An 11,695-nucleotide genomic window follows, 5' to 3' on the forward strand; every position below is an offset into this window, starting at 1 on the left:
GGACACGGGCTGACGCCGCGCGGGCGGACCGGACACGGGCTGACGCCGCGCGGGCGGACCGGACACGGGCTGACGCCGCGCGGGCGGACCGGACACGGGCTGACGCCGCGCGGCGACCGAGCCCGCCACGGGGGCGCCGCTAGACGATCACCAGCTCGCGCGTGGTGTTGTTGAGCCGCGCGCCGCCGTCCTCCGTGCACACGACGATGTCCTCGATCCGCGCGCCGTGCCGCCCCTGCAGGTAGATGCCCGGCTCGACGGAAAAGGCGAACCCCGGCTCCATCGGCTCGGTGTTGCCCGAGACGATGTACGGCTCCTCGTGCGTCTCGATGCCGATGCCGTGCCCGGTCCGGTGGATGAAGTACTCGCCGTAACCGGCCTCGGCGATCACCGACCTGGCCGCCGCGTCGATCGACTCGCAGGTGACGCCGGGCCGTACCGCCGCGCAGGCCGCCTCCTGCGCCTGGCGCAGCACCTCGTAGTAGGCGGCGAAGTCGGCGGGCGGCTCGCCCACGCAGTAGGTGCGGGTGGAGTCGGAGCAGTAGCCGTTGTGCAGCTGGCCGCCGATGTCGACCACCACCGGCTCTCCCGCCTGGATGACCCGGTCGGAGACGTCGTGGTGCGGGCTGGCGCCGTTGGGGCCGGAGGCGACGATGACGAAGTCGACGCTGGAGTGGCCCGCGGCCAGGATCGCGTCGTGGATGTCCTTGGCGACCTCGCGTTCGGTACGGCCCGCCTTGAGGAACTGCGGCACCTGCCGGTGGACGGCGTCGATCGCCTCCCCTGCCTCCCGCAGCGCCGCGACCTCGGCCGCCGACTTGCGCATCCGCAGCTCGCGCAGCACGGTGCCGGCCAGCACCTGCTCGGTGGACGGCATGGCGGCACGGAAACGCAGCGAGGCCATCGCCCACATACGGTCGGCCAGCCCCACCTTGGCGACCTGGCCGAGGCGCGCGGCGACGACGGCATAAGGGTCGTCGGTCTCGTCCCACGCCACGAAGTCGAGCCCGAGCCGCGAGGCGGGCGAGGCCTGCGCCGCGGGCAGCTCCAGGCGCGGCACCATCATGAACGGCTCGCCGCTCGCGGGCACCACCAGGCAGGTCAGCCGTTCCAGCGGCAGCGCCTCGTATCCGCTCACGTACCGCAGGTCAGGGCCGGGCGTGAGCAGCAGAGCGCCGAGGCCCGCCTTGGCGGTGGCCTCCTGGGCGGCGGCGAGGCGGGACACGGGATAAAGGTCTTGGGACGTCACAGGGGCCAATCTACTCTCGTCGCATTCCGCCGGAAGCGCCCACATCACGCGCCCGCCACCCACCCGCGAGGCCGCGGAGAGTGCGACCATAGGACCCGTGCTGATGCTTCTCGACACCCCGTCGCTCTACTTCAGGGCCTTCTACGGCATCCCGGAGTCGATGACGGCGCCCGACGGCATGCCCGTCAACGCCGTGCGCGGACTCATCGACATGATCGCCACCCTGGTCCGCACGCACGCGCCCACCGAACTGGCCGCCACCATGGACGCCGACTGGCGGCCCGCTTTCAGGGTGGCGGCCATCCCCTCCTACAAGGCGCACCGGGTCGCCTCCGGCGACGCCGAGGAGGTGCCCGACACGCTGGTGCCGCAGATCCCCGTCATCGAGCAGGTGCTCGACGCGGTCGGCATCGCCAGGCTCGAGTCGGCGGGCTTCGAGGCCGACGACGTCATCGGCACCCTCACCCATCAGGCGGGCGGCGCGGTCGACATCGTGACGGGCGACCGCGACCTGTTCCAGCTCGTCGACGACTCCCGCCCGGTGCGCGTCCTCTACACCGCCAGGGGCGTGCGCAACCTGCAGGTGGTGGACGAGGCGTTCGTCGCCGCCAAGTACGGCATCCCCGGCCGCGGCTACGCCGACTTCGCCACGCTGCGCGGCGACCCCAGCGACGGCCTGCCGGGTGTCGCCGGGGTCGGCGAGAAGACCGCCGCCTCGCTCATCACCCGGTTCGGCTCGCTGGAGGCGATGCTGGCCGCCCTCGACGCCGGCCAGACCGACGGGTTCCCCGCCGGCTGCCGCACCAAGCTGGCCGCCGCCCGCGACTACCTCGGCGTCGCCCCCACCGTGGTCGAGGTCGCCCACACCGCGCCGCTGCCCGAGACCGACCTCGCGCTGCCCGCCAAGCCGCGTGACCCCGAGGCGCTGGTACGGCTGGCCGACCGCTACGGCCTCGACTCGCCCCTGAACCGCCTCCTGGACGCCCTGTCCCGCTGACCCACCTCGACACCGGACATCGTCGCTGGGATCCCACTGACGCACACCCAAGAGACTCCCGGGATCCCACTGACGCACACCCCAAGAAGACCCCGGGGCCCCACCAACGCACACCCCAGGACGTCTCCGGGATCTCACCAACGCGCACCCCGGGACACCTCCGGATCCCGCCAACGCCCACCCCAGGAAGCCCTGGGGACGCACACCCCAAGAGGCCCCCGGAGCCCCGCCAGCACCACCCATGGGGCCGCCGGACCCGCAGGGGACGTCCCGGCACGCAAGGGCCGTGCCAAGCCCCCGCCCGGAGGATCGCGACATCCCGACACCGGAAGAAGCCGCCGGGCCCATCCGGGCGAACAGGGCTACTGTCGGTGCCCGGCGTTTCGGGGAAGGCCGCCGGGCCACGCGCACGTGAACGTGCGGCCATGGCGGCGGATCCGGCGCCCCGCCACGGGAACGTGCGGGCGCGGGCCAGGCGCGCCGCCTGCCGTACCGGGGCCCGCCGCGCGGGACAGGGCGGGCCGCTCACCATGCCCGGAAGGCGGGCAACCTGTCGCACCAGGGACTCGGGACCGGCCGCTCACCATGCCGGGCCCGGGCGAACCACCTGCCGCGCCAGCGCCGGGCAGACCGCTTGCCGTACCCGGGGCCAGGCCGGCCGACGCCGGGAACGGGCGCGCGCCCGCCGTACCCACCAAGCATGGGCCGCGGGTCGCGCCGTCGGGATGCGGGGCCGCGGCCATCCCGGCGTCGGCCGGAGGGCGGCCCGCCGGCCGGAGGCGTCGTGCCGGACCTTGGAAAGGGCTTCGCCGCGGGACCCGATCGGGGACGGGGATCGCGCCGGCCGAGGTCACGGGGCCGACTGGCTGTGCCCGGCTGACCGGTGGAGCGTGATGATCGTCTGGGTGCCCTCCGCGTCCACGATGTCGAAGGCGCGGGGCGTGTCCGGTCCCAGGGTCGCGGCGAGGATCTTCCGGGGCCGCTTGATGCCGTGCCGGAGGACCACCGGGTTCCGTCCGTCGCGTCCGCCCACCCCGACGGAGAAGATGTCGTCCTTGTCGTCGTACTCCAGGTAGGCGAGCGGCAGCCGCTCGGCCTGCAGGAGGTCGCCGAACGATTCGCTCAGCACCTCGATGGTCACGTCCGAGCCTTCGTACTGCCTGGTCAGGTTGTCCATGAAGGAGTGCCATTCGTCGCGCGGCACCTCGGGTCGCTGCTGGGTCATCTGACGGCTCCCTTCCGACGGGGTTCCGCGATCGCCTCCCATGCTGGCCGGACCCCCGCCCGCGCACATCACCCGATCGGGTAGGGAACCTCGATCGACATCCCGCCGGCCCGCTCCCGTGAACGCGGCGGCCACCGGTCGATCAGCTTCGACAAGGTCAACGGCACGATCTGCCTCCGGAACCGGCGCATGCCGCGCGGCCTGGGGGCCCTGGCGTGATGCGATCATCGGCCCTGGCTCGAGAGCACGTCGTCGGGCACCGACGGCCGACCGCTCCTTGTATGACCGGTTGAGGGTAAACCGATTTAGCCATTTCGGGCCGCCGTGCTCTCCCGCACGGTCAGCCGGGGTGTCGGCGTCTTGACGTTCAGCGGGGCGGCGGGATCGGCGATCGTCTCCAGCAGCGTCCGCGCCACCTGCTCGCCCAGCGCGAACGTGTCGCGCGAGAGCGCCGTGAGCGCGGGATGCACGATCTGGGCCAGCACCGAGTCGTCGAAGGCCACGATGGAGACCTCGCCAGGCACGGACACGCGCATCTCCGCCGCGACGCCCAGCCCCGCCACCGCCATGACGTCGCTGTCGTAGACGATGGCCGTCGGCCGCTCGCGCCGCGACAGCAGGGCTCTGGTGGCCGCCGCCCCCTGCGCGTCGCTGAAGTCGGTCGGCATGGAGACGACCTCCAGGTCGAGCCGGCGCGCAGCGTCACGCAGCGCCCTGACCCGGCGCTGGGTGTGCCGGAAGGAAGGCAGGCCGGACACGTGGGCGATCCTGGAGTGCCCGAGCGCGGCCAGGTAGTCGGCGATCGACAGCATCGCCTCCCTGTCGTCGGCCCACACGCACGACAGCCCGCCGTGCGGGCCGGGACCGCCGAGCACCACGGCCGGCACACCCAGTTCGTCGAGCACCTCCAGGCGCGGGTCGCGCACCTGCAGGTCGACCAGGATGAACCCGTCGACGCGTCCCTCGGAGGCCCAGCGCCGGTAGACCTCGATCTCGGCCGCGGTGTCCTCCACGACCAGCAGGTGCAGCGCCACCGCGCCCGCCGAGAGCCCCGCCTGCAGGCCCGACAGCAGGTGGGCGAAGAAGGGCTCCACCCCGATGGTCCTGGCGGGTCGCGCGATGACCAGGCCCGCGGCCTCGGCCCGCGCCCCGCCGAGCGCCCTGGCGGCGCTGTGCGGGCGCCAGTTCATCTCCTCGGCCACCCGCAGGATGCGCGCCCTGGTCTCCTCGCTCACGCCGGGCCTGCCGTTGAGCGCGAAGGAGACGGCGCCCTTGGACACCCCGACCCTGCGGGCGATGTCGGCAATCGTCGGTCGCCCCACGGCTCCCCTTCCTCTCGGGCACGGAGTCTAGCGGGAGAAACGTCGTCAAGCTCTGGAACGGTTTAGCCCTAACCGGGCGACGTCCGGCGGATCCCGGCAAAGGGATAAGTTGATCAGGTGAGCACGAACATCCGAGTGTCCGGAGATGTCCACCCACGGCTCGTGGACGGGTTCGAGCGGATCAGGCGCGAGATCCGGCTGCCGGAGGAGTTCCCCCCGGCGGCGCTGGAGGAGGCCGAGCGCGTGGCCGCCGACCCCGCGGCCGCGACCCGTCAGGACCTCACACACCTGCCGTTCGTCACCATCGACCCGCCGGGCTCCATGGACCTGGACCAGGCCGTGCTCATCGAGGCACCGGGCCCCGGCTACCGCGTGTGGTACGCCATCGCCGACGTCGGCGCCTTCGTCAGGACCGGCGGTGCCCTCGACGCCGAGGCCCGCCTGCGCGGCGAGACGGTCTACCTGCCCGACGGCAAGGTGCCGCTGCACCCGCAGGTGCTCTCGGAGGGCGCGGCCAGCCTGCTGCCCGGCGTGACCAGGCCCGCCGCCGTGTGGCGGATCGACCTCGACGCCGAGGGCCGCACCGTCGGCGTGGACGTGCAGCGCGCCCTGGTGCGCAGCCGCGAACGGCTCGACTACGACTACGTGCAGGCCGCCGTCGACACCGGCACCGCCGACGGCACGCTGAAGCTGCTGGCCGAGGTCGGCCGCCTGCGGCTGGAGCTGGAACGGGCCCGCGGCGGCGTCACGCTCCCCACACCCGAACAGGAGATCGTCACCGCCGACAGCGGCTACCGCCTGGAGTACCGGGTGCCGCGGCCCTCGGAGGCGTGGAACGCGCAGATCTCCCTGCTCACCGGCATGGCCGCGGCCTCGATGATGCTGGACGCGGAGATCGGCGTGCTGCGCGTGCTGCCGCCGCCGCGGTCCGGCGACCTGGCCACGGTCCGCAGGGCCGCCCTCGCGCTCGGCGTGCCGTGGCCCGAGGGCGCCACCTACGGCCAGGTCGTGCACGGCCTCGACCCGAAGGTCCCCGCCCACGCCGCCTTCCTCAACGAGTCGAAGGTGCTGCTGCGCGGCTCCGGCTACGTCGCCTTCGACGGGGAACCGCCCTCGCAGGCCGGGCACGCGGCGGTGGCCGCGCCGTACGCGCACGTCACGGCGCCGCTGCGGCGCCTGGTCGACCGCTACGCGACCGAGGTGTGCCTGGCGATCGCCGCTGGCGAGCCCGTGCCGGACGACATCCAGGCGGCGCTGGGCGGCCTGCCCGAGATCATGTCCGTCACCGGACGCAGGGCCGGCGCGGTCGAGCGGGCCTCGGTCGACCTGGTGGAGGCGTTCGTGCTGCGCGACAGGATCGGGCACAGCTTCGACGCGGTCGTCATCGACGTCGACGAACGCCGCCCCGGCGGGCTGGTTCAGCTGACCGACCCGGCCGTCATCGCCCGCTGCGACGGCACCCCGATGCCGCTCGGCCAACCGGTACGGGTCCGCCTCACCCAGGCCGACCCCGGCACCCGCGAGGTCCGCTTCACCCTCGCCTGACCCCGCCGCCACGTCACCCGCCTGACCCGGCCCCCTCGCATCCCACCCGACCCCGGCGCCGCGTGACTCTCACTGCCCCCGACCCGCGTCACCCGCTGACCCCCGGAACTCGCGTCGCCCCCGCTGACCCCCGACCCGCGCCCTCGCTGACTCCATGATCCGCTTCATCCTCGCTCACCCCCGGCCGCGTCCATCCCGCCTGATTCAAGGCCCGCCAGGTCCCGCCCGGCACACGCCGAACCCGCTTCCGCCCAGAGCCCGTCGACGGCCGCACCGCCCCTCCGCGGGATCCCAGGAACGAGCGAGAGCCGCGCGCGGAGCGGGGGGATCACGCGCGCGGCCCGATCAGGTGCTACCGGTGGCTCACTTCTTGAGTGGGCTCCAGCCCGCGCCGATACCCATGAGGTGCAGGGCGACGCACAGCAGGCCGGCGGTGCCGAGGGTGGCGACGGTGATCACACCGCCGACCGCCACTCCGGCGATCTCGAAGACCAGGGCGAGCACGAACAGCAGGGCAGCGATGAGAGCGAACATCCCAACCTCCAGGCGGGGGAGACCTTCCGACATGGGGATTTCCGCTGTGATCACCCGGAAAACTGGCGCCAAGGTGACCTTAGGTGAACCTACGACCACGTCACCTTGACCGCCCGGTCAGCCGCCCTGTCCGTCCTTCTTCTCCCCCCCCGTACGGCACGCCGGGCCGAGGCCACCGGGGTCACCGGTGACCGCCCGTCCTTCACGCGTACTCCAGCAGGACTCCGGCGGGCCGCCGTCACGTCAGGCTCGTCGGACGATCGCTGCAGCCCTCTGGCCGGCGCCCTCACAGCCCTCTCCCGGACACGCCCTGCGGCTCAGGACGCCACGCCCCTCCCCCACCGCGCGAGTCGTCCATGCTCGTGCCGCCACGGCACACGCCCCAGGCCCGTTCAGGAGGGCCGGATCCGAGCGGGCGGGTTCGGGCCGGGACACGGTGCCGTCCCATGCCCACTCAGGCCCGTTCGTGCCGCTCCCGGGCCGGCGATCTGGTCGTCCGTCCAGGCGGCCGAAAGGCCGAGGAGCCAGGTGGCCGGAAGGCCGAGGAGCCGGGCGGCCGAAAGGCCGAGGAGCCGGGCGGCCGAAAGGCCGAGGAGCCAGGTGGCGGCTGCCTGCCGTACGGGACGGGAGGCAGCCGCGGGCCGGCTCAGGACAGCGACGAATAGGCCACGACGCCGCGGCGCATCGCGTCGATCGCCTTGATCGCGGTCTGCTTGACCTTGCTGCCGGGCGCGGCGGCGTTGCCCAGCTGCCCGAGCAGGTCCATCAGCTGCTTGATCCAGCGCACGAAGTCGCCGGCCGCCAGCTCGTTGCCGTTGACGCCGTCGGCCAGCACCGCGTCGAGGCTGTGGCCCTTGGTCCAGCGGAAGGCCGCCCACGCGAACCCCAGGTCGGGCTCGCGGATGATCGACAGCCCGTTGTCCTGCTCGATGCCCTCCAGCTCGCCCCACAGCCTGATCATCGCCGTCAGCGCGTCCTGTGCCTTGCCCGCGGGGATCTTCGGGCGCCGGGCGTCGTCGGCCGCCCGCGACTCGAACACCAGCGCGGACACGCACGCGGCCAGCTCCGCCGGGTCGAGCTCCTCCCACAGCCCGGACCGCAGGCATTCCGCGGTGAGCAGGTCGAGCTCGGTGTAGAGGCGGCCCAGGCGGCGGCCCTCGCCGGTGACCGTCTCGCCCTCGAGGTAGCCGAGCTGTTCCAGCACCGCGCAGATCCGGTCGAAGGTGCGCGAGATGACGTGCGAGCGGCCCTCGACCCGGCGGCGCAGCCCCTCGGTCTCGCGCAGCAGCTTGTAGTAGCGCTCGGCCCAGCGGGCGTGCTCCTCCCTGTCGGCGCAGCCGTGGCAGGGGTGCTGGCGGATCAGTCGCCGCAGCTCGGTGATCTCCTCGTCCTCGACGGCGTGGTCGCGGGCGCGCGCGGGCTTGCCGAGGTCGCGGTCGCCCATCTTGGCCATCAGTGACGAGACGAGGTTGGCGCGTTCCTTGGGCGCGCGGGCGTTGAAGTTGCGCGGGATGCGGATCTTCTCCACCGGCTCGACCGGCACCGGGAAGTCGGCCGGGTCGAGCTTCTTGACCTGCTTGCCGATCGTGAGCACGAGCGGGTTGGGCCCGTGGCCGCGCGGGTTGAGGCCGGGATCGAGGACGATGGCCAGACCGGCCCGGCGCCCGCCGGGCACGCGGATGACGTCGCCCGGCTTCAGCGCCTCCAGCGAGCGCACCGCGGCGGCCCTGCGGGCGGCGCCGCGCTCCTTGGACAGCTCGGTCTCGCGGTCGGACAGGCGGCGGCGCAGTTCGGCGTACTCGGCGAAGTCGCCCAGGTGGCAGTGCATCGCCTCCTGGTAGCCCTCCAGCGCCTCCTCGTGCTTGCGCAGCTGCTTGGCGATCCCGACGACCGCCCGGTCGGCCTGGAACTGCGCGAACGAGGCCTCCAGCAGGGTCTTGGCGCGCTCGCGGCCGAACTGGCCGACCAGGTTGACGGCCATGTTGTAGGAGGGCTGGAAGCTGGAGCGCAGCGGGTAGGTGCGGGTGCCGGCCAGGCCGGCGACCGAGATCGGGTCCATGCCGGGCTGCCACACCACGACCGCGTGGCCCTCGACGTCGATGCCGCGCCGCCCCGCGCGTCCGGTGAGCTGGGTGTACTCGCCGGGGGTGAGGTCGGCGTGGGTCTCGCCGTTCCACTTGTCGAGCTTCTCGATCACCACGCTGCGGGCGGGCATGTTGATGCCGAGCGCGAGGGTCTCGGTGGCGAAGACCGCCTTGACCAGGCCGCGGGTGAACAGCTCCTCCACGACCTCCTTGAAGGCCGGCAGCATGCCCGCGTGGTGGGCGGCCAGGCCCCGCTCCAGGCAGTCGCGCCACTCCAGGAAGCCCAGGACCGCCAGATCCTCGTCGGGCAGGTGGGCGGTGCGCTCGTCGACGATCTGGCGGATCTCGTGGCTCTCGCGCTCGGTGGTGAGCCTGATGCCGGCGTAGAGGCACTGCATGACGGCCGCGTCGCAGCCCGCGCGGGAGAAGATGAACGTGATCGCCGGCAGCAGGCCCTCGGAGTCGAGCTTGTCGATGATCGAGGCCCGGTCGGGCGGGCGGAAGCGCGGCGGCCTGCCGTACCCGCGCCTGCCCCTGCCGCCGGCCAGCCGCTCCTCGTCGCGGGTCAGCCGCATCAGCGTGGGGTTGATCCGCATGAGGTTGTCGCCGTCGTCGGTGGAGAACAGGTCGTAGACCCGGTGACCGACCATCATGTGCTGCCACAGGGGCACCGGGCGGTGCTCGTCGACGATCACAGTGGTGTCGCCGCGCACCTCGCCCAGCCACTGGCCGAACTCCTCGGCGTTGCTGACCGTCGCCGACAGCGCCGCCAGCCTGACCGACTCGGGCAGGTGGATGATGACCTCTTCCCACACCGCGCCGCGGAAGCGGTCGGCCAGGTAGTGGACCTCGTCCATGACCACGAAGCCCAGGCCCGCGAGCGTGGCCGAGCCCGCGTAGAGCATGTTGCGCAGCACCTCGGTGGTCATGACCACGATCGGCGCGTCGCCGTTGACGCTGTTGTCGCCCGTCAGCAGGCCGACCTTGGCGGTGCCGTAGCGCTTGACCAGGTCGTTGTACTTCTGGTTGGACAGCGCCTTGATGGGGGTGGTGTAGAAGCACTTCTGGCCCTGGTCCAGGGCCAGATGGACGGCGAACTCGCCGACGACCGTCTTGCCCGAGCCCGTCGGGGCCGCCACCAGGACGCCGTCTCCCGCCTCCAGCGCCCGGCACGCGTCGAGCTGGAAGGCGTCCAGCTCGAACTCGTAATGCCCCCGAAACGACCTGAGTGCGGCACCGTCGTCCCCGTGCTTTTCACGGAAGGCCGCGTAGCGTTCCGCTGGCGTTGTCATACCGCCAGCCTACCGAAACCGCCATTCCGGTCAGGCCCGGACGTCGAGCCCGGATCTCCCCCAGGATGGCCGCCGCTCTCCTCAGGAGCGGGCGCCGGGTCGGGTGTGCCGGTGTCCAGTGCTGAGCCCGGGGTCCGTCGCGGCGTCGGACACCCGGGCGAGCGCCTTTACCAGCAAGATCACAGGCCGATCGTCTTGAGGATCGGCGCCTCCAGCACCCCCGGCCAGTTCGCCGGCGGCTCGTGCAGCGCCGTACCGGCCCCCGCGACCGCATGAGATCTCACAGTGAGATCTCACCGGCGGCCTGCCCGTGGTGCTCGGCGCCCACCCGCCGACGTGCGGCGCGAACCCGCCCGTCGTCGAAGCCGCCCGGCCGCCGGTGTCCGAGGGCGCCCAACCGCTGCTGTACCGATTCCTGGTCTGGTCGAAGCGTTGATCATGTCGTCGGCGGCCGGTTCGCGACAAGAGGCATCAACCCAGCCAGGCGCCGCGCCGCGCCTGCCACCTGCTACCTGCCTGGTCAGGACACGTTCTACGGTGCCAGCAGGGCTGCTTCCGGCAGCACAACCCAGCCGCGCCCCACTACTCACATCAGGACGCGCAGCGCTCCCGGCGCGACAGCGCAGGTCAGCGGCAGCGAGCCGACACGCTCGCCGTCGGCGTAGGCGACCACGTCGGGCGCCTCCAGCGTGACGCTGCGCGCCCTCAGCATGGTGACGGCCGGATGACCGGCATGGCTGCCGCGGTAGACGCCGGCGAAGGAGCGCACGAACGCGCCCTTGCCCACGGCGCCCAGGATCGTCACGTCGAGCAGGCCGTCGTCGGGTTCGGCCGCCGGGCAGATGCGCATGCCGGCACCGTAGGAGGCGGTGTTGCCCACGGCCACCAGCATCGCCTCCTGCTCGACCACCTCGCCGTCGAGGGTGAGCCGGAACGGGATCGGGCGGAACGAGCGCAGCTCGCCCACGGCCGCCACCAGGTACTTGGCCATGCCGGGCGGCCAGGTGAGGGCGTTGGCGCGTTCGTTGACCCTGGAGTCGAAGCCGCAGCACACCACGCTGGCGAACCACTCGTCGGGCCCGACGAGGGCGGCGTCGACCGTTCGGGTACGGCCGCGCAGGATCGCCCTGACGGGGTCGCGGCGGGTGAGGCCGAGCGCGGCGGCGAAGTCGTTGCCGGTCCCGGCCGGGATGATGCCCAGCGGCACGTCGCTGCCGGCCACCGCCTGCACCGCCAGGTGGACCAGGCCGTCGCCGCCGAAGGCGACCAGCGCGTCAGGACGTTCGGCGACCGCCGTACAGGCGCGCTCCAGGGCGTCGGCGGGGCCGGTGCCGACGATCACGCTCACGTCCGCGCCGCCCGTGCGCAGCCTGCGCACCAGAGGCTCCAGCAGGCGCAGCGTCCTGCCGCCCCGGGCGGCGGGATTCACTAAGAGGGCGAGATCCAC

8 protein-coding genes are annotated in these 11,695 nt (G+C 72.9%); 2 read left to right on the top strand and 6 right to left on the bottom strand.

Annotation, left to right across the window (positions count from 1 at the left end):
• Positions 1 to 139: 139 nt before the first annotated feature.
• The gene (locus tag ABZX22_RS08510) at positions 140 to 1,249 is read right to left on the bottom strand and encodes a Xaa-Pro peptidase family protein (RefSeq protein WP_354906959.1); all 1,110 of its coding nucleotides are present in this window, start codon (positions 1,247 to 1,249) and stop codon (positions 140 to 142) included.
• Between the two features lie 103 nt (positions 1,250 to 1,352).
• Between ABZX22_RS08510 and ABZX22_RS08515 the strand changes: the two genes are divergently transcribed.
• Positions 1,353 to 2,246, top strand: coding sequence for a 5'-3' exonuclease H3TH domain-containing protein (locus ABZX22_RS08515; protein ID WP_354907170.1), 894 nt, complete (start codon positions 1,353 to 1,355; stop codon positions 2,244 to 2,246).
• 850 nt (positions 2,247 to 3,096) lie between these two features.
• On the opposite strand, the gene ABZX22_RS08520 is transcribed toward ABZX22_RS08515, so the two are convergent.
• Positions 3,097 to 3,471 (bottom strand): DUF5335 family protein, encoded by a 375-nt coding sequence (locus ABZX22_RS08520; RefSeq protein WP_354906960.1) that lies wholly within the window; start codon positions 3,469 to 3,471, stop codon positions 3,097 to 3,099.
• 305 nt (positions 3,472 to 3,776) lie between these two features.
• Positions 3,777 to 4,793 (bottom strand): LacI family DNA-binding transcriptional regulator, encoded by a 1,017-nt coding sequence (locus ABZX22_RS08525; RefSeq protein ID WP_354906961.1) that lies wholly within the window; start codon positions 4,791 to 4,793, stop codon positions 3,777 to 3,779.
• Between the two features lie 117 nt (positions 4,794 to 4,910).
• Between ABZX22_RS08525 and ABZX22_RS08530 the strand changes: the two genes are divergently transcribed.
• Positions 4,911 to 6,338 carry an RNB domain-containing ribonuclease gene (locus ABZX22_RS08530; protein ID WP_354906962.1) on the top strand — a complete coding sequence of 476 codons (1,428 nt, stop codon included), beginning with the start codon at positions 4,911 to 4,913 and terminating at the stop codon, positions 6,336 to 6,338.
• Positions 6,339 to 6,701: 363 nt separating this feature from the next.
• Here the strand turns inward: ABZX22_RS08530 and ABZX22_RS08535 are convergent, their stop codons facing one another.
• The 3 genes from ABZX22_RS08535 to ABZX22_RS08545 all read right to left on the bottom strand — a co-directional run bounded on the left by ABZX22_RS08535 (position 6,702) and on the right by ABZX22_RS08545 (position 11,695).
• On the bottom strand, positions 6,702 to 6,872 hold the full coding sequence (locus tag ABZX22_RS08535; protein ID WP_354906963.1) for a hypothetical protein: 171 nt from the start codon (positions 6,870 to 6,872) through the stop codon (positions 6,702 to 6,704).
• Positions 6,873 to 7,518: 646 nt separating this feature from the next.
• Positions 7,519 to 10,248 (bottom strand): DEAD/DEAH box helicase, encoded by a 2,730-nt coding sequence (locus tag ABZX22_RS08540; protein ID WP_354906964.1) that lies wholly within the window; start codon positions 10,246 to 10,248, stop codon positions 7,519 to 7,521.
• A 586-nt stretch (positions 10,249 to 10,834) separates the two neighbouring features.
• Complete coding sequence (locus tag ABZX22_RS08545) at positions 10,835 to 11,695, bottom strand: YegS/Rv2252/BmrU family lipid kinase (protein WP_354906965.1); 861 nt, start codon at positions 11,693 to 11,695, stop codon at positions 10,835 to 10,837.

The organism is Nonomuraea sp. NPDC003804 (assembly GCF_040610675.1).
GTDB lineage: Bacteria > Actinomycetota > Actinomycetes > Streptosporangiales > Streptosporangiaceae > Nonomuraea.